Origin of the sequence: Sphingobium chungbukense (assembly GCF_001005725.1) — a bacterium.
Classification (GTDB): Bacteria; Pseudomonadota; Alphaproteobacteria; order Sphingomonadales; family Sphingomonadaceae; genus Sphingobium; species Sphingobium chungbukense.
Genome location: NZ_LBIC01000003.1, coordinates 123359 through 145688 on the forward strand (window position 1 = coordinate 123359; position 22330 = coordinate 145688).

Annotated in this window: 21 protein-coding genes; 9 read left to right on the forward strand and 12 right to left on the reverse strand. The window is 63.1% G+C overall.

Annotation, left to right across the window (positions count from 1 at the left end):
- Positions 1-152 precede the first annotated feature (152 nt).
- The 3 genes from YP76_RS06535 to YP76_RS06545 are packed head-to-tail and all read right to left on the reverse strand — an operon-like array spanning position 153 to position 1823.
- Positions 153-434 carry an acylphosphatase gene (locus YP76_RS06535; RefSeq protein WP_046762806.1) on the reverse strand — a complete coding sequence of 94 codons (282 nt, stop codon included), beginning with the start codon at positions 432-434 and terminating at the stop codon, positions 153-155.
- Positions 434-1171 (reverse strand): NYN domain-containing protein, encoded by a 738-nt coding sequence (locus YP76_RS06540; protein WP_046762807.1) that lies wholly within the window; start codon positions 1169-1171, stop codon positions 434-436. Before YP76_RS06540 ends, YP76_RS06535 begins: the two co-directional genes overlap by 1 nt.
- 1 nt (position 1172) lies before the next feature.
- Positions 1173-1823, reverse strand: a complete 651-nt coding sequence (locus tag YP76_RS06545) for a carbonic anhydrase (RefSeq protein WP_046762808.1) — start codon at positions 1821-1823, stop codon at positions 1173-1175.
- A gap of 20 nt (positions 1824-1843) precedes the next feature.
- Here YP76_RS06545 and lipA point away from each other — a divergent pair, with 20 nt between their 5' ends.
- Together lipA and YP76_RS06555 are read left to right on the forward strand one after the other, a co-directional pair.
- Positions 1844-2833: a lipoyl synthase gene (lipA, locus tag YP76_RS06550; RefSeq protein ID WP_046762809.1), complete on the forward strand. Its 990-nt coding sequence runs from the start codon at positions 1844-1846 to the stop codon at positions 2831-2833.
- Between the two features lie 4 nt (positions 2834-2837).
- Positions 2838-3314 (forward strand): type II toxin-antitoxin system RatA family toxin, encoded by a 477-nt coding sequence (locus tag YP76_RS06555; RefSeq protein WP_046762810.1) that lies wholly within the window; start codon positions 2838-2840, stop codon positions 3312-3314.
- Here YP76_RS06555 and YP76_RS06560 read toward each other — a convergent pair.
- Positions 3260-3778, reverse strand: a complete 519-nt coding sequence (locus tag YP76_RS06560; RefSeq protein ID WP_046762811.1) for a CinA family protein — start codon at positions 3776-3778, stop codon at positions 3260-3262. The two genes, YP76_RS06555 and YP76_RS06560, sit on opposite strands and share 55 nt — an antisense overlap.
- Positions 3779-3782: 4 nt before the next feature.
- The gene (locus tag YP76_RS06565; RefSeq protein WP_046762812.1) at positions 3783-4949 is read right to left on the reverse strand and encodes a bifunctional 2-C-methyl-D-erythritol 4-phosphate cytidylyltransferase/2-C-methyl-D-erythritol 2,4-cyclodiphosphate synthase; all 1167 of its coding nucleotides are present in this window, start codon (positions 4947-4949) and stop codon (positions 3783-3785) included.
- Positions 4950-5065: 116 nt separating this feature from the next.
- Between YP76_RS06565 and dusB the strand changes: the two genes are divergently transcribed.
- The 7 genes from dusB (at position 5066) to hflX (ending at position 14665) form a co-directional block, all read left to right on the forward strand.
- Positions 5066-6085, forward strand: a complete 1020-nt coding sequence (gene dusB, locus YP76_RS06570) for a tRNA dihydrouridine synthase DusB (protein WP_046762813.1) — start codon at positions 5066-5068, stop codon at positions 6083-6085.
- Entirely contained in the window at positions 6082-7191 is a 1110-nt protein-coding gene (locus tag YP76_RS06575) for a two-component system sensor histidine kinase NtrB (protein WP_046762814.1), read from the forward strand. Before dusB ends, YP76_RS06575 begins: the two co-directional genes overlap by 4 nt.
- Before the next feature lie 13 nt (positions 7192-7204).
- Entirely contained in the window at positions 7205-8650 is a 1446-nt protein-coding gene (gene ntrC / locus YP76_RS06580) for a nitrogen regulation protein NR(I) (RefSeq protein WP_046762815.1), read from the forward strand.
- A gap of 364 nt (positions 8651-9014) precedes the next feature.
- Entirely contained in the window at positions 9015-11267 is a 2253-nt protein-coding gene (locus tag YP76_RS06585; RefSeq protein ID WP_046762816.1) for a HAMP domain-containing histidine kinase, read from the forward strand.
- Positions 11257-12630 carry a nitrogen assimilation response regulator NtrX gene (gene ntrX / locus YP76_RS06590; RefSeq protein WP_046762817.1) on the forward strand — a complete coding sequence of 458 codons (1374 nt, stop codon included), beginning with the start codon at positions 11257-11259 and terminating at the stop codon, positions 12628-12630. The genes YP76_RS06585 and ntrX overlap by 11 nt, the downstream gene beginning before the upstream one ends.
- Before the next feature lie 143 nt (positions 12631-12773).
- Entirely contained in the window at positions 12774-13268 is a 495-nt protein-coding gene (gene hfq, locus YP76_RS06595) for an RNA chaperone Hfq (protein WP_269748622.1), read from the forward strand.
- A 65-nt stretch (positions 13269-13333) separates the two neighbouring features.
- Positions 13334-14665: a GTPase HflX gene (gene hflX, locus YP76_RS06600; RefSeq protein ID WP_046762818.1), complete on the forward strand. Its 1332-nt coding sequence runs from the start codon at positions 13334-13336 to the stop codon at positions 14663-14665.
- Positions 14666-14677: 12 nt separating this feature from the next.
- On the opposite strand, the gene mazG is transcribed toward hflX, so the two are convergent.
- From mazG to metG, 7 genes are all read right to left on the reverse strand, one after another.
- The gene (gene mazG / locus YP76_RS06605; RefSeq protein WP_046762819.1) at positions 14678-15466 is read right to left on the reverse strand and encodes a nucleoside triphosphate pyrophosphohydrolase; all 789 of its coding nucleotides are present in this window, start codon (positions 15464-15466) and stop codon (positions 14678-14680) included.
- 246 nt (positions 15467-15712) lie between these two features.
- The gene (locus tag YP76_RS06610; protein ID WP_046762820.1) at positions 15713-17107 is read right to left on the reverse strand and encodes an ISNCY family transposase; all 1395 of its coding nucleotides are present in this window, start codon (positions 17105-17107) and stop codon (positions 15713-15715) included.
- Between the two features lie 163 nt (positions 17108-17270).
- Positions 17271-18566, reverse strand: a complete 1296-nt coding sequence (locus YP76_RS06615; protein ID WP_046762821.1) for an MFS transporter — start codon at positions 18564-18566, stop codon at positions 17271-17273.
- Positions 18563-19186, reverse strand: coding sequence for a retropepsin-like aspartic protease family protein (locus tag YP76_RS06620; protein ID WP_046762822.1), 624 nt, complete (start codon positions 19184-19186; stop codon positions 18563-18565). Before YP76_RS06620 ends, YP76_RS06615 begins: the two co-directional genes overlap by 4 nt.
- On the reverse strand, positions 19183-19983 hold the full coding sequence (locus YP76_RS06625) for an MBL fold metallo-hydrolase (protein WP_046762823.1): 801 nt from the start codon (positions 19981-19983) through the stop codon (positions 19183-19185). The genes YP76_RS06620 and YP76_RS06625 overlap by 4 nt, the downstream gene beginning before the upstream one ends.
- Entirely contained in the window at positions 19980-20753 is a 774-nt protein-coding gene (locus YP76_RS06630; protein ID WP_046762824.1) for a TatD family hydrolase, read from the reverse strand. The genes YP76_RS06625 and YP76_RS06630 overlap by 4 nt, the downstream gene beginning before the upstream one ends.
- A gap of 4 nt (positions 20754-20757) precedes the next feature.
- Positions 20758-22320 carry a methionine--tRNA ligase gene (gene metG, locus YP76_RS06635; protein ID WP_046762825.1) on the reverse strand — a complete coding sequence of 521 codons (1563 nt, stop codon included), beginning with the start codon at positions 22318-22320 and terminating at the stop codon, positions 20758-20760.
- Between the last annotated feature and the right edge of the window lie 10 nt (positions 22321-22330).

Here is a 22330-nt window from a genome sequence, read left to right on the forward strand (position 1 = left end):
CGGCGGAAGGGTGAGGGCGAAACGGCGCGGAATGGCTCACCCTCACCTTCCCACTCGGCTGCCCCGAGCGGGCCTCTTCCTCTCCCGCTGGGAGAGGGGCTTAATGGCAGCAATCCACCCATTCCCGCCGCAAGCCGCGATGGCGGCGCCAATCAGCAGGTCGGCCGCTTCTGGAAGGATGTGAGTTCCTCGACATCGATGACCGTGGCATCGATCCGCGCCACATGCGCTGCGGGAGGACCTTCATGAGCCAGGCTGATGAACCGCTCGACCGCCTGCTCCGCCCCTTCCACCAGCGCTTCGACGCTGCCGTCCATGCGATTGCGGACCCAGCCTGCAAGGCCGAGCCCACTCGCCGTTTCCACGGTCCAATTGCGGTAGAACACACCCTGCACCCGCCCGAGGATCATCAGATGGCGGGCCACGACAGCCATCAATGCACCCGCTTGATCCAGGTCTGGCCGTCGCGGCTTTCCACCTTGAAATTCTTGATGGAGCGGACGAGGTCGGACAGCCGCTTGAACCCATAGTTGCGCGTGTCGAAGCTGGAGCGGTTGCCGGCGAGCTGGCCGACTTCGCTGAGGCGGGCGAAACCCTGATCGTCGCGCTTCACGGCGTTATAGGCATCCACCAGCAGATTGACGAGATCAGGGGCAACCTCCGCGCCATCGGTCTTGCCGTCCGGGTTTGCGTCGGGCTCCTCAGGCTCGACCGGCGCCTCCCGCGCGCTTGTCAGCGCGCCGACGTCAATGAAGCGGGTGCAGGCGCTGCGGAAGGCCTGGGGCGTGTTGGCCGATCCAAAGCCGTAGACCGGAATGCCCTCCTGCCGGATGCGCGTCACCAGCGGGGTGAAGTCGCTGTCGCTCGACATCAGGCCGAAGCCGGTGACGCGGCCGCTCGCCATCAGGTCCATGGCGTCGATCGTCATCTTCATGTCGGTCGCGTTCTTGCCCTTGGTGAGGTCGAACTGCTGCTGTGTCTCTATCGCCTGCGTCACCGCCTGGCTGGCCCAGCCCTTGAGCGCGGGCTTGCTCCAATTGCCATAGGCGCGGCGGATATTGACGGTGCCCAGTTCCGCCAGAACGGTCAGCACCGGGTCGAAATGGTCGGCGGAAGCATTGTCGGCGTCGATCAGCAGGGCGACATTGCCGCTGGGGATCGGCGCCGTCATGTCAGGCGTCCTGCGGAGCCGGGTGGAATTCGCCGCTCGTCTCATCCAGCAGATGGAGCTGGCCATCGGCGATGGCGAAGAAGGCGCCGATCAGCTTGACCTCGCCAGTACGTTCCTTGGCGCGGACGCAGGGGAAGCTACGCAGATTGGCCAGGCTGACCTTCACCCCTTCCTGTTCCATGGCGCGTTCGGCATTGCGGCCCTGATCGTCGCCGAAGCGTTCCACGACCTTTTCCCGCGCTTCGTCGAGCAGTTCGATCCAGTTGTGGATGAACCCGCCTTCGCCCGGGGGCGCGTCCTTCAGCGCCTGGCTGAGCGCCGCCTTGCAGCCGCCGCACTTGCCATGGCCCATGACGACGATTTCACCCACCTTGAGCACCTGGACCGCGAATTCCAGCGCGGCGGACACGCCATGGCGGCCGGGATTGGTTTCGAAGGGCGGCACCAGCGCGGCCACGTTGCGGACAACGAAGATCTCGCCAGGGCTGGTATCGAAAATCTGTGCCGGATCGACTCGGCTGTCGGAGCAGGCGATGACCATGACGCGCGGGCTTTGCCCTTCATTGAGATCGTCCCATCGCTCGCGCTGCTGCGTCCAGCCGGTATTGCGGAAACGGCGATAGCCAGCGAGCATGTCGGCGAAATCAGTCATGCGCTGTCCTGTGCCGAACAATGATGGGGCTGGCAAGAGCGAGCTTGCATCGCTATTTGGGGCGCATGACCGATATCGCCCCGATCCCCGACAATCGTTCCGCCAACCGTCCCGAACGCGTCCGCAAGCCCGACTGGATTCGCGTGAAGGCGCCGACCAGCCCGGGCTATCACGAGACCCGCAAGCTGATGCGGGCGAAGGGGCTGGCGACGGTGTGCGAGGAGGCGGCCTGTCCCAATATCGGGGAATGCTGGACCAAGAAGCACGCTACCGTGATGATTTTGGGCGATGTCTGCACGCGGGCCTGCGCCTTCTGCAACGTCAAGACCGGCATGCCGCGCAAGGTCGATCCCAATGAGCCGCAGAATCTGGCCGATGCCTGTGCGGAAATGGGGCTGGAGCATATCGTCATCACCTCGGTCGACCGCGACGACCTGCCCGATGGCGGCGCGTCGCAGTTCGTGAAGGTGATCGAGGCGCTGCGGCGCACGACTCCGGACACGACGATCGAAATCCTGACGCCCGACTTCCGCAACAAGCATGAGCGGGCGGTCGAGATGATCGTCGCGGCGCGGCCGGACGTCTATAATCACAATCTGGAGACGGTGCCCCGGCTCTATCCGACCATTCGGCCCGGTGCGCGCTATTATGCCTCGCTGCGGCTGCTGGAGACGGTGAAGAAGCTCGACCCGTCGATCTTCACCAAGTCCGGCATCATGCTCGGGCTGGGCGAGGAGCGGCTGGAGGTCCATCAGGTGATGGACGACATGCGTTCTGCCGACATCGATTTCCTGACCATGGGGCAATATCTTCAGCCCACGCCCAAACATGCCAAGGTCATGGAATTCGTGACGCCGGCGGCGTTCAACGCCTATGCTGCGATCGCACGGGCCAAGGGTTTCCTTCAAGTGGCTTCCAGTCCGCTGACCCGCTCCAGCTATCATGCGGGCAAGGATTTCGCCGAGATGCGCGCCGCCCGCGAGGCCCAATTGGCGAAGGCTGCCAAGTAGATCGATGCCCAAGCATAACGAGACAAGGCCGCTGCCCTATACACCGGAACAGATGTTCGACCTCGTGGCGAATGTCGAAGCCTATCCCGCATTCCTGCCCTGGGTCAGCGCCATCCGCGTCCGGTCCGACAGCGAATCCGAAATGGTCGCGGACATGATCGTCGGGTTCAAGGGCATCAAGGAAAGCTTCACGTCCCGCGTCCATAAGCATCGGCCGGATCATGTCCGCGTCGATTATCTCGACGGGCCGTTGAAGCACCTCCACAATGAATGGAGTTTCCGCGACGACGGCAAGGACGGCGTGCTGGTGGATTTCGAAGTCGAGTTCGAATTCAAGAGCAAGCTGTTCGAAATGCTGGCGGGCCAGGTGTTCGACAAGGCGCTGCGCAAGATGATCGGCGCGTTCGAGACCCGCGCGGCGGAGCTTTACGGCGCGGGCGAGTCGGGCAGCAGCAGTTCGAGTGCGCAGAGCGCCGCCTGAAGGCGAACGCCGCCCCGGCCATTATCCTCGAAATGATGCATGTCGGCCACGACCTTGTCGGGGCTGCCGCCGCGTTCTGCACGGGCGAAGACCACGGTGCCGACAGGCTTTTGTTCCGATCCGCCGCCGGGACCGGCAATGCCGGTGATGGCGACCGCGACATTGGCGTGGCTCTTGATGAGCGCGCCCTGCGCCATCGCCCAGGCGGTGGCGATGGAAACCGCGCCGAAGGTTTCGATGACATCTTGCGACACTTTGAGCAGTTCGCTCTTCATGTCATTGGAATAGGTGATGAATCCGGCTTCGAACACCTCCGACGATCCGGCGATTTCGGTGAGCGCCGCGGAGACGAGGCCACCTGTGCAGCTTTCCGCCACGGCAATGGTCCGACCAGCGCGGCGATTGGCAATGATGACGCGCTCGGCAAGGTCGACAAGCGGCGCGGGAAGGATGCTGTCGGGCATGGCGTCAGGATAGCGCGGGGAGGGAGAGGGTGGCAACAGCCTGTGCGGCAATGCCTTCGCCACGGCCCGCGAAGCCCAGTCGCTCGGTGGTGGTCGCCTTCACGCTCACCCGATCAAGCGAAAGGGCAAGGATTTCCGCGATGCGCGCGCGCATGGCGTCGCGATGCGGACCGATCTTGGGCGCCTCACAGATGATCGTCAGGTCGATATGCTCAATGATGCCGTCCCGTTTCGCGACACGGTCGGCGGCATATTCCAGGAATCGGGCGGAGGCGACTCCGCGCCATTGCGGATCGCTGGGCGGGAAATGGCTGCCGATATCCCCTTCGGCCAGCGCTCCCAGCAGCGCGTCTACGATCGCGTGGAGTGCCACGTCGGCATCGCTGTGGCCGGAAAGGCCGCGATCATGGGGCATCCGGATGCCGCCCAGCCAAAGCTCTTCCCGGTCGGCCAGGCGGTGCACGTCATACCCCATGCCGACACGCGTGCTGCGGGTGACGCCAAGGCCGCGCTCGGCGCGGACGAAATCCTCTGGATAGGTCAATTTTTCCAGCCTTTCATCGCCGGTCACAAGCAGGACGTCATGGCCCTGATGCCGGACGATCTGCGCGTCGTCGGTGGCTTCCCGCTGGCTGTCCCAGGCGCGGTGAGCCGAGAGCAGGGTGTCGAAATGGAAGGCCTGGGGAGTCTGTACCCGGGCGAGGGTATCGCGATCCACCGTGTCGCCTGCGCGGCCGTCCTGATGGCGGACGAGGGTATCGGCGACCGGAAGCACGGGGATGGCGCCCGCCGCCTCATCCAGCGCGGAGAGCAGGCGATCGATGACGGCGGCGGGCAGGAAGGGGCGGGCGGCGTCATGGATGAGGATGCGCCCGGCGCCGCCCGAAGAGGCGATCTGTTCGAGTCCGGCGCGGACGGACCCGCGGCGGCTGTCCGCGCCCTCTACGATGGCGGCGATGGGGCGACCGGCGAGAGCGGTCATGGCAGCGGCTTCCTGTCCCGCGCCGACCACCACCGTCACGGAGTCGATGCCGGGATGGGCGATCAGGGCGTCGACGGCATGGGCAAGCACCGGCTTGCCGCCGATCATGCGAAATTGCTTGGGAGTCCCGCCGCCTGCGCGGTTTCCCTGTCCGGCTGCGACCAGCAATGCGACGGTTTTTTCTGTCATGGCGCGCCTGTATCGCAGGGCGGGCCGGATCGCCAGACCTGCATTGCTTGCCGAAAGGGGCGATTTCGGCTAAGGGCTGCCTGTTTTTTAGGCACTGCCGGATTGATGACGAGTTGATGACGAAGCTTTCCCCGATTTCCGTTGGCCCGGTGACGATTGACATGCCGGTCGTGCTGGCGCCGATGACGGGCGTGACGGATATGCCGTTCCGCACGCTGGTGCGGCGCTATGGCTCGGGCCTCAATGTGACGGAGATGATCGCGACCGCCGCGATGATCCGGGAAACGCGGCAGTCGCTGCAAAAGGCCGCCTGGCATCCGCTGGAAGAGCCGGTGTCGATGCAGCTTGCGGGCTGTTCGCCCGGGGAGATGGCGGAAGCGGCGAAGCTCAATGCCGATCGGGGCGCTGCGATCATCGACATCAACATGGGCTGTCCGGTGAAGAAGGTCGTCAACGGCGATGCGGGCAGCGCCCTGATGCGCGACCTGCCGCTGGCGGCATCGCTGATCGAGGCGACGGTCAAGGCCGTCGACGTGCCCGTCACCGTCAAGATGCGCATGGGTTGGGACCATGCCAGCCTGAACGCGCCGGAACTGGCGCGGATTGCCGAAGATCTGGGCGCGAAGATGATCACTGTCCACGGCCGCACCCGTTGCCAGATGTACAAGGGGTCGGCGGACTGGGCGTTCGTGCGCGGCGTCAAGGAGGCGGTGTCGCTGCCGGTGATCGTCAATGGCGACATCTGCTCCATCGATGACGCGGAAACGGCGCTGGAACAGAGCGGCGCGGACGGCGTGATGATCGGGCGCGGTGCCTATGGGCGGCCCTGGCTGATCGGGCAGGTGATGCACTGGTTCCGCACGGGTGAGCGGCTGGCCGATCCCGCGCTGGAAGAGCAATATCGCGTGATCGTGGAACATTATCGCGCGATGATCGACCATTATGACGGCCTGACCGGCGTCAACATGGCGCGCAAGCATATCGGCTGGTACACCAAGGGCCTGCCGGGTTCGGCCGAGTTCCGCAATGCGGTGAACCAGGAGCCGGACGGCGACGTCGTGCTCGACATGCTGGCGCGTTTCTACGAACCGCTGATCGCCGACGAAGGGCCGGTCGAGACACGCAAGGCGGCATGACGGCGGATATGTCGACCATCCCGTCGCTTCGACCGCAACAGGATGGACCTTCGCTTTCGGAACTGATGACGGCGCTGCCGGTGGCGACGCTGGTGATCCGGCCGGACAACAGCATCGCCGACGCCAATGTGCGGGCCGAAACGCTGCTCAACATGGCGCGGTCCGCCATTGTCGGCAGCGATATCGCGCGGACCATCCGCATGGCGGAAATGGGTGCGCGCTTCGATATCTGGCACAGCAACAAGCCGATCTCCGCCTATGACATCCGCGTCCATGCCGGGCGGACGGCAGAGATGGAGGTCGACCTCATGATCTCCCCCATAGTGGATCATGAAGGCTGGCGCGTGGTGTCGATCCACACGCAGAGCCAGGCTCGCAAGATCGGGCATCGGGGCACGGCCGGCGGCGCGCGTTCGGCCATCGGGGCGGCGGCGATCCTGGCGCATGAGATCAAGAATCCGTTGTCCGGCATCAGGGGCGCGGCGCAATTGCTGGAATCCGGCAATGAGGGCCGGGACCAGGCCTTGACGCAGCTCATCTGCAACGAGGTGGATCGCATTGCGGCGCTGATCGATCGGATGCAGGATTTCACCACCGACCGGACGCTGGAATGCCGCAGCGGCAATATCTATCCGCTGATCGACCGCGCGGCCGATATCGCGGCCGCCGGATTTGCCAAAAATATCCGTATCAAAAAGAGTTACGACCCATCCCTGCCATTTGCCAACATCAATGACGATGCGCTGGTCCAGGTGATGATCAACCTGCTCAAAAATGCCGCCGAGGCACTGGAGCATACGGAAAAGCCGCGTATCCGGGTGGAGACCGCTTTCCGTCACGGTGTTTCGGTGGTGGTCGGCAAGGGCAAGGGCAGCGCGGTGCTTCCGATCGAGATTTTGGTGATCGACAATGGGCCGGGTGTGCCCGAGCATATTCTGGATCACCTGTTCAATCCCTTCATCACCGGGCGGCGGGACGGAACGGGTTTGGGCCTTGCACTGGTGGACAAGTTGGTCCGGGACATGAACGGGTTCGTGCAATATTCGCGCGATGGGCAAGTGGGGGAATCCACCTTCCGTATCCTGCTGCCGATGGGAATGGGTTGATGACGGCGAGGCAATGGCGGTGACGGGCGCGATTCTGGTGGTGGATGACGATCCGGCGATCTGCGTGGTTGTCGGCGAAGCACTGCGGCGGCAGGGGCACAGGGTCAAGACGGCCGGATCGATCCGGGAACGCAGCGCCTTGCTGGAGAGCTTCTCGCCCGATGTGCTGATCACCGACGTCATGCTGCCTGACGGCGACGGGCTGGACGGCATTGCCGGGATATTGGAGCGCCGGCCCGCGCTCAGCGTCATCATCCTGTCGGCGCAGAATACGTTGAACACCGCGATCCGGGCAACCGAAAAGGGGGCGTTCGAATATCTGCCCAAGCCGTTCGATCTCAATGAACTGACCCGGGCGGTTTCCGACGCGCTGGGTTCCCGGAAGAATGTCGATGAGGGTGCGGCCGATGCGGGGTTGCCGCACGACGGCCTGCCGCTGGTGGGGCGCTCCCCGGCGATGCAGGAGGTCTATCGGACGATTGCGCGGGTGCTGTCGAACGATCTCAGCATATTGGTGCTGGGCGAGTCCGGCACGGGCAAGGAATTGGTGGCGGAGGCGATCCACAGCCTGGGCCAGCGGCGGACCAAGCCCTTCGTCCCGATCAACATGGCCGCTATCCCGCGCGAACTGATCGAGGCGGAGCTGTTCGGTTATGAGAAGGGGGCCTTTACCGGCGCTCATGCGCGGACCGCGGGCAAGTTCGAACAGGCACAGGGCGGCACGCTGTTCCTCGACGAAATCGGCGACATGCCGATGGAGGCGCAGACGCGCCTGCTGCGCGTGCTGCAATCGGGAGAGGTCACGACCGTCGGCGGATCGAAATCGGTGAAGGTCAATGTCCGCATCATCGCGGCCACCAACAAGGAACTGCCGAAGCTGATCGAGGAGAATCGCTTCCGGCAGGATCTCTATTATCGCCTGAATGTCGTGCCGATCGCCTTGCCCGCGCTGCGCGAGCGGCGGGAGGACGTCATCCTGCTGGCCCGGCATTTCCTGGACCGGGCGGCGCAGGAGGGGCTGCCACGAAAATCATTGTCGGAGGAGGCAGCGCAATTGCTGATGGCCTATCACTGGCCGGGCAATGTGCGCGAGTTGCAGAATCTGATGCAGCGCCTCGCGGTTCTCAGCCGCGAAAATGTGATCACGGCGGAAATCCTGCGCAACAGCCTGCCGCTGGACGCGGTGCCCGCCGATCATGGCGCGCCGGCCGATCTGCTGGCGCAGGCCGTGCGGGAATGGGCGAAGCGGCAATTGGGCGTCGGCCTGACCCAGCCCAACCGCAACCTGCATGACGATCTATTGGCGGTGGTCGAGCCGATCCTGTTCCAGGAAACATTGGCCAGTGTCGATGGCAACCAGATTCGCGCCGCTGGCCTGTTGGGGATCAACCGAAACACGCTGCGCAAGAAGCTGACCGATTATGGACTCGATCCCTTGCAGCTTCGGATCAGCGACTAGAGCATCGTGCGCAAAGTGGGAACCGGTTTTGCGCTTAAAACGATGCGACAACAAAACTTAGAGCGCGCGGCTTGCGTACGATTTAACGCAGCGCGCTCTAGTGTGGTGGATTTGAAATACGCCTCATCATAGCGGCCAGGTGGGGAGCGTATTTCAAATCCATAAACCACACGAGAATCATATATTTGCTAGTGACCCTGGCGAATCTGAAGTTCGTTCAGCACTGGCCCAGCAGTGTGACGAACTTCAGATTCGGGTCACCAGGAACCCGACAAGACGAACCGATCGCTCTTTTCGACCGGAAGCTGCGTCTGCGCCATTTACTGTGTTTGATCGGGCACATTAATGTTGTAACCAAGCCACTATGGAAGGCGCAGTCACTCTTCCGGTGCGTGGCCGGGCATGGAAAAGGCATTTCCCGCCCTTCCTGCGCCGTCGCCTGGCCGCGGTGGTGGAGGCGGTGACGCTCATCCTTTTCCTGGGCATGGCAGGCATCACTTATTTCCTGCTGACCGGGCAGGGGCAATCCTACACCTTGCTCACGCCGCCGATCGTGGCATTGTTGCTGGTGGCCAATCTGGTGCCCGCGATCGCGCTGCTCGTGCTGCTGGGACGGCGCGTGGCGAAGCGGCGCGCGGCGCAATCGGCCATCGGCAGCGACGGGCAGTTGCACGTCCGGCTGGTGGCGATCTTCTCCATCGTCGCCAGCGTGCCGATGCTGCTGGTGGTGATCTTCGCCTCACTGCTGTTCCAATATGGCGTGCAATTCTGGTTTTCCGACAGCGCGCGCGGGATGCTGCAAAATGCGAGCGACCTAGCGCGCGGCTATTATGAGCAGAATCTGCGCGACGTCCGGGACGAAACCGTCACCATGGCGAGCGACCTGCGCGACTATCTCAGCCAATCGACCGTCTCCAGCCCGCGCTTTGCAGAGGGCTATATCTATCAGGTCGTGACCCGGAAGCTCAATCGGTCGGCCATTATCGAGATCGGCAAGGACGGCGTGGCGCGCACTGCGGCGACAGTCGATCCGGAAAGCCGTCCCGTGTCGGAAATGCTCACCCCCGACGTGGTGAAACGATTGTCATCCGGCGAAGATGTGGTGGTGGCGGCCAAGCCCAACCAGATCGAGGCGGTGACGCTGCTTTATCCGAACGCGAAAATCTATCTCTACGCCACGCGGGATTCGGGTTCCACGGCGTTTTCCAATGTCGAGCGGGCGCAGAAGGTGTTGTCGGATTACGACATTTTCGCCGCGCAATCCCGCGCCTTGCAACTGCGCTTCAACATCATGCTGTTCGTCGGGTCGCTGCTGCTCGTCGGCGTGGCGGTCTATATCGCGCTCAAGGTCGCCGACTGGATGGTGCGGCCGGTCAACGAACTGGTGATGGCGGCACGACGGATCACGGCCGGCGACCTGTCGGCGCGCGTAACCAGCCCGCAGGCACGCGACGAGATCGGCACGCTGGCGTCGGCGTTCAACCGCATGACCCAGCGGCTGGAGGCGCAGACGGGCGCCCTGGTGGCCGCTAACAGCCAGCTCGATGAACGCCGCGCCTTCATCGAGGCGATCCTGTCAGGCGTGTCGGCGGGCGTGCTGTCCGTGGACCGGGAAGGGGTCATCCTGCTGCTCAACAGCTCTGCTGCGGCGATATTGGCGCGTGAAGGCGACGATCCTGTCGGGCGTCCGTTGACGGACGTGTCGCCGGAACTGGCGGCGCTGATCGCGTCGGAGGAGGGCGCCGGGATCGTTCAGATCCGCGCCCATGGCGATGTACGCACGCTGGCGGTCAAGGTGTCGGAGGATGCCTCGCGCCATATCCTGACCTTCGACGATATCACCCAGCAGCTATCCGACCAGCGGCGCGCTGCCTGGTCCGACGTGGCGCGGCGGATCGCGCATGAAATCAAGAATCCGCTCACCCCGATCCAGCTTGCCGCCGAACGGTTGCAACGCCGCTATGCCGAGGAGGTGACGAGCGACAAGGCGACCTTCACCCGCCTTACCGGCACCATCGTCCGCCAGGTGGGCGATCTGCGGCGGATCGTGGACGAATTCTCCTCCTTCGCGCGCATGCCCAAGCCCGTGTTCCGACGGGAGCGGATCGACGATATCGCCCGCCATGCGCTGTTCCTGCATGAGGTCGCACATCCCGATATCCGCTTCGAATATCGGTTGGACGACATCGATGTCGAACTGGTCTGCGACCGGCGGCAATTGGGACAGGCGCTCACCAATATCGTCAAGAATGCCGTGGAGGCGATCGAGCCCAAGCCGGCTGCGGACGATGGCGACGTACGGGGCCATGTCTGTATGACCGTGGATCATGAGAACGGCCATCTGCTGATCGAGGTGCGCGATGACGGCATCGGCCTGCCGCCGGAACGGGAACGGATATTGGAACCTTATATGACGACCCGCACGAAGGGGACGGGCCTTGGCCTCGCCATCGTGAAGAAGATCGTCGAGGAGCATATGGGCGAAATCCGCTTCGACGATGCCGAAGGCGGCGGCGCACGGGTAACGCTGCGTTTCCCGGTCGCCGCGCTCGAAAAATTGGAGGAGGGGCAGGTGATCGCCTTGCCCAAAGGAAAAGTGACGGCCAATGGCGCTTGATATTCTGATAGTAGACGATGAAGAGGACATCCGCGATCTGGTTGCGGGTGTGCTGGAGGATGAAGGCTTCGCGACCCGCACCGCCGCGAACAGCGACAGCGCGATCGAGGCGCTGGACGCGCGGCGCCCTTCGCTGGTGCTGCTGGACGTCTGGTTGCAAGGGTCGAAGCTGGACGGGCTTGAGCTGCTGGAGGAGATCAAGCGCCGCGACGCGACCATTCCGGTGCTGATGATCTCCGGCCATGGCAATATCGACACCGCCGTCGCCGCGATCCGCAAGGGCGCGGCGGACTTCATCGAAAAGCCGTTCGAGGCGGACCGGCTGCTGCATTTGGTGTCGCGCGCGACGGAGACGGAGCGGCTGCGGCGCGAAAATCAGGTGCTGCGTGCACGGTTCGGGCAGGATGATGAACTGACCGGGACATCGGCGGCGATCAATTCCGTGCGGGCGACGATCAAGAAGGTGGCGGGCACGGGCAGCCGTGTACTGATCTCCGGCCCCGCCGGCGTCGGCAAGGAAGTGGCGGCGCGCATGCTCCATAGCTGGAGCGGGCGGGCCGACGCCCCCTTCATCATCGTTGCCGCCGCCCGCATGGACCCCGATCGCGTCGAGGAGGAGCTGTTCGGCGTCGAGGACCCGAGCGGCCTGGTGCGCCCCGGCTATCTGGAGCAAGCGCATGGCGGCACGCTCTATCTGGACGAAATCGCGGACATGCCGCTGACGACGCAGGCCAAGATCCTGCGCGTGCTGACCGACCAGAGCTTCACCCGCGTGGGCGGGCAGCGGCAGGTGAAGGTGGACGTGCGTGTCATTTCATCGACGGCGCTCAACCTGGCGACGGAGATCGAGGAGCGGCGGTTCCGAGAGGATCTTTTCTATCGCCTCAACGTGGTCCCGCTCGTCATTCCGCCGCTGGCCGAACGGCGCGACGATATTCCGCCGCTGGTCGAACATTATCTGGCGCGCTTTGCCGCCGATCGCCGGGTTCCCCCGCCGGAAATCGCCAGCGACGCCATGGCCGCGCTTCAGGCGAATGAATGGCCGGGCAATGTCCGCCAGCTTCGCAATGTCATCGAACGCACCATGATCCTGGCGCCGGGCGAACGGATCGGGCGGATCGAGCTCGACATGCTGCCTGCCGAACTCACCAGCAATGGCGGTTCGGAAGGCATGGGTCAGTCCGCGATCATGGGCGCGCCGCTTCGCGAGGCGCGGGAAAGCTTCGAGCGGGAATATCTGCGCATCCAGATCAGGCGCTTTTCCGGCAATATCTCCCGCACCGCGACCTTCATCGGCATGGAGCGTTCCGCGCTCCACCGGAAGTTGAAGCTGCTGGGCATCACCGATGGGAAGGACGGTTGAGACGGGCCGAGCGGCTTTTCGCCATTCAGGGCATGGACGGCTCTTCGCAATTGCGGTAGGTTGGCCCTGCTTCCGACAGGCGGGAGCAGGCAAGACACTCTGCTTAAGGGTGCGAGAGCGGGTAACGTCCCGCCAATAAAGGAATGGTGAAGACCATGGCCGACAAAGTGAATAACCTCCAAGACATCTTCCTGAACAGCCTGCGCAAGAGCAAGACCCCGGTGACCATGTTCCTGGTCAAGGGCGTGAAGTTGCAGGGCATCATCACCTGGTTCGACAATTTCTCTGTGCTGCTGCGGCGGGATGGTCAGTCGCAACTGGTGTACAAGCATGCGATCTCGACCGTCATGCCAGCACAACCGATGGATCTGACCGATCTGCGCAAGGCCAGCGACGGCAACGGCAAGTCGAAGCTGCTCCAGGAAATCTTCCTGAGCGCGGTGCGTAAGTCCGGCAGCCCCGTGACCATGTTCCTGGTGAACGGCGTCATGTTGCAGGGCGAAATCGCCGCCTTCGACCTCTTCTGCATGCTGCTGGAGCGGGACGGTATGGTCCAGCTCGTCTACAAGCATGCGATTTCGACGGTGCAGCCGTTGCATAATCTCGACCTCTCCGGCGAAGGCGAGGGCGAGGATTGATCGCTTTTTCTTGTCCCCGCCCGTCTTCCCATGAGACGGACCGGGGGCGTAAGCGTTAAGCCCCTATGGCTGTTTTCAACCGGGATTCTGCTGACGAGGTGTCGCGCGGTGCGCGCGCCATCGTCGTGCGTGCCGATGTCCACGGACCCGAACGTCGCGACAGCGATGCGCGGCTGGAGGAGGCGAGGGGCCTTGCCCTCGCCATCGGAATCGACGTGCGCGCGGCGCAGGCCTTCCGCGTGCGCGACCGCAAGCCAGCGACGCTGTTCGGCAGCGGGCAGGTGGACCAGATCGCGACCCTGGCCCGGATGGAAGAAGCCGAACTGGTCATCGTCGACAATGCGCTCAGTCCCGTGCAGCAGAGCAATCTGGAGAAGGCGACCGAGACCAAGGTCATCGACCGGACCGGGTTGATCCTGGAAATTTTCGGCGAACGGGCCGCGACCAACGAAGGGCGGCTTCAGGTCGAACTGGCCCATCTCGACTATCAGGCGGGACGGCTGGTGCGAAGCTGGACCCACCTTGAACGGCAGCGGGGCGGCTTCGGCTTTCTGGGCGGTCCCGGCGAAACACAGATCGAGGCCGACCGGCGGATGATCCGCGACCGCATGGCGAAGATCCGCCGCGAGTTGGATCAGGTAACGAAGACGCGCGGTCTCCATCGGGCGCGGCGGCAACGTGCGCCCTGGCCGGTGATCGCACTGGTCGGCTATACCAATGCGGGCAAGTCGACGCTGTTCAACCGGATGACCGGGGCCGAGGTCATGGCCGAAGACCTGCTGTTCGCGACGCTCGACCCGACCATGCGGCAGATCGCCCTGCCGGGCCTGGACAAGGCTATTCTTTCCGATACGGTCGGCTTCGTTTCCGACTTGCCGACGCAGCTGATCGCGGCGTTCCGCGCAACCTTGGAAGAGGTGCTGTCGGCCGATCTGATCGTCCATGTCCGCGATATCGCCCATCCCGACACCGAAGCGCAGCGTGATGACGTCATCGACGTGCTGAGCGAACTGGGTGTAGCAGGGGAGGGAGCGCTTGAGGCGGGCGAGGGCCAGGAGCCGCCGCCGATCATCGAGGCGTGGAACAAGCTTGACCTGTTGGATGAGGATGCGGCCGCGCTGGCCCGCGAGACGGCGGCACGACGGGACGACGTCGTGATCCTGTCGGCATTGACGGGAGAGGGAGTCGACAGCCTTCAAAGGACGATCAGCGCGCGGTTGACCGCGGGCGCGCAAATCCATCAATTGCGCGTACCGCTGGCCGACGGCGCCGCCATGGCCTGGCTGCACGAACATGGCGAGGTGATCGGCAGCCGCGCGGAGGGTGAGGCTATGCTGGTCGATGTCCGCCTGTCGGACTCTGCGCTGGCGCGCTTCCTCAAGCGCCGGGCGAATTGAGGGCGGGGCGGATCAGGTCCGCTTCAACTGCCGTTTCGCCTCCTGCCAAAGGGCTTCCTTCCGGTCGAGAGGCAGTGAGGGGAAATCTGCGCCTGCCATGTCTTCCATGGCGCGGAAGCGCTTTTCGAACTTGCCGTTCGCGGCGCGCAGGGCAACCTCGGGATCGACCTTCAAATGGCGGGCGAGGTTGACCACCGCAAAAAGCAGGTCGCCGATTTCCTCTTCCTGATCCTCCGGAGAGGTCGCCGCCCGCACCTCGTCCAATTCTTCCTCTATTTTTTCGATGACGCCACCGATATCGGGCCACTCGAAACCTGTCCGCGCGGCACGTTTCTGAATCTTCTCCGCGCGCAGCAGGGCGGGCAGGGCAACCGCGACGCCTGCGAGCGCGCTGGGATCGGGGTCCTTGTCGGCGCGTTCGGCGGCCTTGATCGCTTCCCATTGCGCATGGCCATCCTCGCGGGCCGCGCCTTCTCCAAAGACATGCGGGTGACGGCGGACCATCTTCTCGGTGATGCCGTCGATCACATCTTGCAGCGCAAAATGCCCATTCTGTTCAGCCATGCGGCTATGGAAGGCCACTTGCAGCAACAAATCGCCCAGTTCGTCACGCAGCGCCGCCATATCGTCACGCTCGATCGCGTCGACGACCTCATAGGCTTCCTCGATCGTATAAGGCGCGATGCTGGCGAAATCCTGCTCTATATCCCATGGACAGCCGGTTTGCGGATCGCGAAGCCGGGCCATGACATTGGCAAGGGGCATGATGTCGGCGGGACTCGCCTTGGCACTGGAGGACATGTGGAAACCCGGATAATGGAACTGCGCTCGGGAATAGGATGTTGGCGGAGGGATGACCAGAGGCGCCGGACCGGTTTATTGTTCGGGCAAGTTAGAGAAGACACTATTTCATCTATTTAGAAATGTCACCGCGTGTTGCGGCAGGGGCTGCGCGGAACCCTTCTGTATTGTGCAGCGTAGCCCCTGCCTCTGCGCTGGTCTGGCATTGGTAGCGCCTTTGGACCCGCTGCTTTGCAGTGGGCCCCCTCAATAGCCCTCAAGCATGCGCTGTGCTGCCTCGATAGGCGTCAGCCGGGGAAGGGGAGGACGACCCCGCTTGCGTTTGGCCGGTGGTTGGTCCGGCTGTGCAGGCGATGGAAACATGTGCGCACCCTGCGATCGGCGGCTTGGTTCGCTGTTGTTCCGCTTCCGCGGCGGCAGCAGTGCCTGCATCGCCTTGGCCATCGCCAGCGCTGCGTCGAGGTGTTTGTTCTCGACGATCGCCGCCTGATTTACCTGCCTGATCTTGTCGTGCATCCGGTAAGGCAGGACATGGTCGCCGTGCCGGATCTCAAGGCTGCCATCGGGATACTCGCAGACCTCGACCCGCTTGCCGGCGAGTGCACGGCTGATCTCGTCCGGCTCGAGAATGAACAGCGCTTTGTTATAGTGCAGCGCCAACGCCTGCGTGACTGTGCGCCACTCACGCCAGACAAGCTGCGTGCGCAAATCGTCATGTGGAGCCAACGGCCGGTGTAGATCGCGCGAATCGAACGCCGGCTTCGCAAACCGCACGTTGTGCCGCTCCATGTAGCCGGGCAGGAACGTGTTCGCATCGGCGATCGTCGATATCCCTTCCAACCGCATCGCCTTGACCAACCGGTCCTGCAGCGTCGCATTCGCCCGTTCGACGCGGCCCTTGGCCTGTGGCGAGTTGGCACAGATGATCTCGATGTTGAGAGCCTCCATCGCGCGACCGAAGTGGGTCATCCCGTCGCCATTGGCAGAAGCCCGGTTGTTGCGGAACGCCGAGTGCTTGTCCGAATAGAACGCTACCGGCTTGCCATGCCGCTCGATGTACTCGCGCGTCGCATCCATGTAGGAGAACGCACTCTCGCTCTCGACCATCTTAAGATGCATGAGCTCGCTGGTCGCGTCGTCGATGTAGACCAACAGCGTGCATTGCGGTCCGCGGTCCTCGAACCACCAGTGCTTCGAGCCATCGACCTGGATCAGCTCACCGCGGCAGTCCCGGCGATACCGCGGCTGATAAGGGCGCGGCCGCCGTGCTTCGCGGTCCTTCCATAGGCCCGCCGCAATCATGATCTGGCGAAGCGTCTCGCATGCAACCGTGATCCCATGACGTTCGATCAGGTACTCACGCGCGAGCGTCGGACCGAAATCCGCGTAGTGTTCGCGCACAATCGCCACAATCTGATCGCGCATGGCATCGCTGTACCGCCGGTTACTGGGCCGGCCGCGCTTGCGCGAGACCAGACCGGATACGCCTTCAGATCGCAGTCGATTGAGCAATCGGAATATCTGCCTCCGCTTCAATCCCAGCAATCCGGCCGCGTCCTCAACCCGAAGCTCGCCCCGCTCCACGCGCAACAGCGTATCATATCGCGAAAGTTCGCCATGGCTCATCGTCAGCACCGTCATATGCGTGCTCTCCTGACCCGCAGGAAAGCCATGCCACCAATATCCGCGGGACGACGCCTGGGGTGTCATCTCTATCTAGCGCAGGGTGCCATTTCTATCTGGCACTTACATTTATAAAGTACGATAATAAGGATTATGTTAAATTCATGCTCTGCCGCGGCCGTCAGTCTTCCAGAATGCGGCTATACCGCTGCGTCTCGCGCATCCGGATGTAGACGATCAGCGATATGGCGATCATCACCGTGACGTAGATATAGAAAGCCTGCTCGACGCCCATTTGCTTGAACCATAGCGCGACGAATTCCGCGGTGCCCCCGAACAAGGTGTTGGCCAGCGCATAAGGCAATGCGACACCGAGCGCCCGGATGTGCGCCGGGAAAAGCTCCGCCTTCACCACGGCATTGATCGATGTATAGCCGGTGACGATAATGAGCCCCGCCATCACCAGCAATCCCGCCACCAATGGATCTTTGGTCACGGCCAGCGTCGCGAAGATCGGATAAGTGCCGACCACGCCCAGCACGCCGAAGCCGATCATCAGCGGTTTGCGCCCGACACGGTCCGACAAGGCGCCCGCCAATGGCTGCAACAGCATGAAAAGGAACAATGTTATCCCATTGATCTGAGAGGCAATTTCTCGATTAAGCCCGCTGGTGTTGACCAGGAATTTCTGCATGTAGATGGAATAGGCGTAGAAGGCGATCGTGCCGCCGGCGGTCAACATCATGACCGTCAGCGTTTCACGCGGATGGCGTGTGATCAGTTCGATGAAACCCGATCTCGGCGCGCCCTCGGCCTTCGCTTTGACAAAGCTCTGCGTTTCGGAGAGGCCGCGCCGCAGCCAGAACACCACCACCGCCAGCGCACCACCGATCAGGAACGGGATGCGCCAGCCCCATTCGTCCAGTTCCGCTTCGCTGAGCGTCGCTTGCAGGACCAGCAGCACACAGATCGCAACCAGTTGCCCGGCGATCAGCGTCACATATTGGAAGCTGGAGAAAAAGCCGCGTCGATTGCGCCCCGCCATTTCCGACAGGTAGGTCGCGCTGGCGCCATATTCGCCGCCGATGGACAGGCCTTGCATCAACCGGGCGAGGACCAGCAACAAAGGCGCCCCGATGCCGATCGTCCGATAGGATGGCGTGATCGCGATCAGCAGCGATCCCGCGCACATCAGCGCGACGGAAAGGGTGAGACCGCTTTTTCGGCCATGCCGGTCCGCATATACGCCCATGATCCAGGCGCCGATCGGCCGCATCAGAAATCCCACCGCGAATATGCCGGCGGCGCTCAGCAACTGGGCCGTGCGGTCTTCGCTGGGGAAGAAATGCTGGGCGAAATAAAGGGTGAAGGCGGAATAGGCGTACCAGTCATACCATTCCACCAGATTGCCGGTCGAACCGCCGATAATGGCCTTCAGGCGCTGACGCTGGTCGGGTGCGGCCAGGGATGACGTCATGGTGTCAGCACCATTTCGCCGTTCTGGACGCCCCAGCTTTTCAGGCGTGAGAGCATGTTCATGCCGATCACATTCACCTCCCCGAAGGCGGGCGAGATCACGATGTCGAGGTCGCTTGCCCGGATCGGGCCGATGGCCAGGGTAGAAATGGTGGACCGTTTGGCGTCGATCTTGCCGTTGGCGGTCATCATGCTGACGCCGGGCGCGTTGAGGTCGAAATTGAGGCCGGATGCGCGCGCGGAGGCGACCGAAAGGGCCGTGACGCTGGCGCCGCTGTCGATCAGGAAACGCGCCGGCGTGCCGTTGACCATCCCCTCGACCCAATAATGGCCGTCCGGCGCAACCGGGATGTGCAACGCCTGCCCGTCTATGCGTGCGGCCGGCGGCGATGATGTTTCGGGCACGGATATGCTGCCCCCCTCCCCACCGATGCGGTCGGAGAACAGGCCATATTGCTCGCCCATCTTGAAAAGACCGAGCAGCGCAGCGAAAATCACCGCCCACAGCATGGCCATGCGCAGCATCCCGCCCATGGGCATCCGCCGGGCCAACAGGGCTGATCCGACCAGGACGAGCGCCAGCACATACCACAGGCTGGACATCGCCTGGTCGCCGCTCATCCCTGCTCGCCCCCGCTCGCTTGCGTGTCCAAATCCATCACCATGCCGTCATAGCCCGGTTCGACGCCGGCCGGTAGGGTGCGGCATAATGTCGCATAATCCATGCTCTGGTCCATATGCGTCAATATCGCACGGCCCGGACGAAGCGCCTCCACCGCATCCAGCGTCAGCGCCAGATGCGCATGGGTCGGATGCGGCCGTTCCCGCAGGGCATCCACCACCCAGATATCGAGACCATCGTAAAGCGCCATCATCTGTGGCGTCATATCATGAAAATCAGTAGCATAGCCGACAGACCTACCGCCATATGTAAAGCGGAAGCCGGTCGAAAATATCTCGCCATGGGGCTGATCGGCGCAGGCGATGTCGATGTCCCCGATGCGCAGTCCGTCAGGCAGCACATGCGGCTCTATCGTCGGATGATAGCCATGGCGGCCTTCAAAAGCATAGCCGAAGCGTTCCCTCAGCAGTTTGAGCGTTTCGGCACGGGCATAGCCTGGGACCGGCGCGCCGCGATGATGATAAAGCTGGCGCACATCATCCAGGCCGTGGCTGTGATCCGCATGGTCGTGCGTCCAGAGGATCGCGTCTATGGCAATGACGTCGGCCGCCAGAAGCTGGGCACGCATATCGGGCGACGTATCGATCAAAAGACGGGTGGTCGGGCTTTCGACCAATATGGAGACGCGGGTACGCCGGTTTTTCGGTTCGGCGGGATCGCAAGCGCCCCAGTCATTGCCGATCCGGGGTACGCCCGACGATGTGCCGCTGCCCAGAATGGTGACTTTAAGGCTCATCCGACCTTGCTGAACAAGGTGCGGAAATTGGTGGACGTGGCATCGGCCAGTCGCTCCACGCTTTCTCCGCGCAATTGGGCGAGGAAGCGGGCGGTGTCGGCGACGAAGGCGGGCTCGCAAGGCCTGCCGCGATGGGGAACCGGAGCAAGGAAAGGCGAGTCCGTTTCCACCAGTAGACGCTCCAGCGGCAGGCTGGCGGCGGTCTCCTGCAAATCCCTGGCATTCTTGAACGTCACAATGCCCGAAATGCTGATGTAGAAGCCCAATTCCAGCGCCGCATCGGCAAAGGCACCGCTGGCGGTGAAGCAATGGATGACGCCGCCATAGGCGCCCTTCCCCATTTCATCGCGCATGATGGCCAGCGTATCGGCCTCCGCATCGCGGGTGTGGACGATCAGCGGCAATCCCGTATCGCGCGAGGCAGCGATATGGGCGCGGAAGCTCTTCTGCTGCCGTTCGCGGTCGCTATGGTCGTAATAATAATCGAGGCCGGTTTCACCGATGCCTACGACACGCGGATGGGCGGCGCGTTCCACCAGCTTGGCGGTGTCGACATGGGGATGCTCGTCCGCTTCGTGCGGATGGATGCCGACCGTCGCCCACACATCGGGTTCGCGCAGCGCCGTGCCCAATACCTCATCCCACTCGCTTTCGCGGGTGGCGATGTTGAGCATCAGGCCGACGCCTGCCTCCCGTGCCCGTTCAAGCACATTCTGCTGATCTTCGATCAACCCCTTGTAATTCAAATGGCAATGGCTGTCGATCAGCATGGCGTCACGCCTCTTCGCCGGGCAGTTCGAGGCGCGGGAAAAGCGGCTTGGGCGCGCCGAGTGTAAACTCCGACGCGCGGAGTTGCGCGTACCAGTCGGTGCCAATGGTTGCGAAGCTCCGCGCCCCTTCGCCGATGCCCATCTGGTCGAGCAATGCCGACGCGCTGGCCGGAATGATCGGCTGGATGATGATGGCGAGATGGGCGATGGCTTCGTAGAGGGTGGCAAGCACCGCCTCCATCCGGGCGGGATCGGTCTTCCGCAGCGTCCAGGGTGCTTGCGCGTCGATATAGGCGTTGCAGGCGAAGACGGCGCGCATCCAGGCCTCGATCGCGGTCGAGGGGGCCAGATCGGCCATGGCATTCTGGAAGGTCCGGGCGGCTTCAGCGACAGTCTTGAGCAGGTCGCTGTCGACATCCTGCGCTGCCGGTTCGGGCAGGCGGCCTTCGAGATTCTTCGCGATGAAGCTCAATGTCCGCTGCGCCAGGTTGCCGAAGCTGTTGGCAAGGTCGCTGTTGGCGCGGGCGACGATCGCTTCGGCGCTATAGCTGCCGTCATTGCCGAAAGTGACTTCGGACAGCAGGAAATAGCGCAACTGGTCGACGCCGAAGCGATCGGCCAGTTCCATCGGATCGGCGACATTGCCGAGCGACTTCGACATCTTCTCCCCCCGGTTGAGGAGGAAGCCATGGCCGAACACCTGTTTGGGCAGAGGCAATTTCGCGCTCATCAGGAAAGCCGGCCAGTAAACGGTATGAAAACGCACGATATCCTTACCGATGATATGCGTGATATCGCCGCCTTCCGGCCAGTAGCGGGCCATGCGTTCCGCATCGTCGGGATAGCCGCAGCCCGTGAGGTAATTGGTGAGCGCATCGACCCAGACATACATCACATGGCCGTCACTGCCCGGCACCTTCACGCCCCAGTCGAAGCTGGTGCGCGAGACGCTGAGGTCCGAAAGCCCGCCCTCGATGAAGCGCATGATCTCGTTGCGGCGGCTGTCGGGCTGGATGAAGTCCGGCTGGCTGGTGTAGAGGTCCAGCAGCTTCTGCTGATAGGCGGACAGGCGGAAGAACCAGCTTTCCTCGACCGTCCACTCGACCGGCGTGCCCTGGGGCGAGAGCTTCTGTCCGCCCTCTCCCTCGGTCAGTTCCTTTTCGTCGTAAAAGGCCTCGTCGCGGACCGAATACCACCCCTCATAGCGGCCGAGATAGAGGTCGCCATTGGCCTCCATCGCCTGCCAGATGGCCTGGCTGGCGTGATGATGGTCCGGCTCGCTGGTGCGGATGAAACGATCATAGCTGATATTCAAGCCATCATTCATGGTCTTGAAATAACCTGACATTTCGTCAGCCAGTTCGCGCGGCTCGATGCCCCGGTTGCGCGCCGTCTGGGCCATTTTCAGCCCATGTTCGTCAGTGCCGGTCTGGAAGAAGACGTCACGACCCATCATCCGCTGGAAACGGGCGATCGCGTCGGTGGCGATCACCTCATAGGCATGGCCGATATGCGGGCGGCCGTTGGGATAGCTGATGGCGGTGGTGATGGTATAGGGCTTGGACATGCGGCTTCAC

Coding starts and splice junctions, on each gene's coding strand:
- YP76_RS06575 (WP_046762814.1), top strand. CDS start 6,082: ATGACGGCGGATATGTCGACCATCCCGTCGCTTCGACCGCAACAGGAT.
- dusB (WP_046762813.1), top strand. CDS start 5,066: ATGACGAAGCTTTCCCCGATTTCCGTTGGCCCGGTGACGATTGACATG.
- YP76_RS06555 (WP_046762810.1), top strand. CDS start 2,838: ATGCCCAAGCATAACGAGACAAGGCCGCTGCCCTATACACCGGAACAG.
- YP76_RS06585 (WP_046762816.1), top strand. CDS start 9,015: ATGGAAGGCGCAGTCACTCTTCCGGTGCGTGGCCGGGCATGGAAAAGG.
- YP76_RS06625 (WP_046762823.1), bottom strand. CDS start 19,983: ATGAGCCTTAAAGTCACCATTCTGGGCAGCGGCACATCGTCGGGCGTA.
- ntrC (WP_046762815.1), top strand. CDS start 7,205: ATGGCGGTGACGGGCGCGATTCTGGTGGTGGATGACGATCCGGCGATC.
- YP76_RS06535 (WP_046762806.1), bottom strand. CDS start 434: ATGGCTGTCGTGGCCCGCCATCTGATGATCCTCGGGCGGGTGCAGGGT.
- YP76_RS06620 (WP_046762822.1), bottom strand. CDS start 19,186: ATGAGCGGCGACCAGGCGATGTCCAGCCTGTGGTATGTGCTGGCGCTC.
- YP76_RS06545 (WP_046762808.1), bottom strand. CDS start 1,823: ATGACTGATTTCGCCGACATGCTCGCTGGCTATCGCCGTTTCCGCAAT.
- lipA (WP_046762809.1), top strand. CDS start 1,844: ATGATGGGGCTGGCAAGAGCGAGCTTGCATCGCTATTTGGGGCGCATG.
- hflX (WP_046762818.1), top strand. CDS start 13,334: ATGGCTGTTTTCAACCGGGATTCTGCTGACGAGGTGTCGCGCGGTGCG.
- metG (WP_046762825.1), bottom strand. CDS start 22,320: ATGTCCAAGCCCTATACCATCACCACCGCCATCAGCTATCCCAACGGC.
- YP76_RS06615 (WP_046762821.1), bottom strand. CDS start 18,566: ATGACGTCATCCCTGGCCGCACCCGACCAGCGTCAGCGCCTGAAGGCC.
- YP76_RS06540 (WP_046762807.1), bottom strand. CDS start 1,171: ATGACGGCGCCGATCCCCAGCGGCAATGTCGCCCTGCTGATCGACGCC.
- mazG (WP_046762819.1), bottom strand. CDS start 15,466: ATGTCCTCCAGTGCCAAGGCGAGTCCCGCCGACATCATGCCCCTTGCC.
- YP76_RS06565 (WP_046762812.1), bottom strand. CDS start 4,949: ATGACAGAAAAAACCGTCGCATTGCTGGTCGCAGCCGGACAGGGAAAC.
- ntrX (WP_046762817.1), top strand. CDS start 11,257: ATGGCGCTTGATATTCTGATAGTAGACGATGAAGAGGACATCCGCGAT.
- YP76_RS06610 (WP_046762820.1), bottom strand. CDS start 17,107: ATGACGGTGCTGACGATGAGCCATGGCGAACTTTCGCGATATGATACG.
- hfq (WP_269748622.1), top strand. CDS start 12,774: ATGGTGAAGACCATGGCCGACAAAGTGAATAACCTCCAAGACATCTTC.
- YP76_RS06560 (WP_046762811.1), bottom strand. CDS start 3,778: ATGCCCGACAGCATCCTTCCCGCGCCGCTTGTCGACCTTGCCGAGCGC.
- YP76_RS06630 (WP_046762824.1), bottom strand. CDS start 20,753: ATGCTGATCGACAGCCATTGCCATTTGAATTACAAGGGGTTGATCGAA.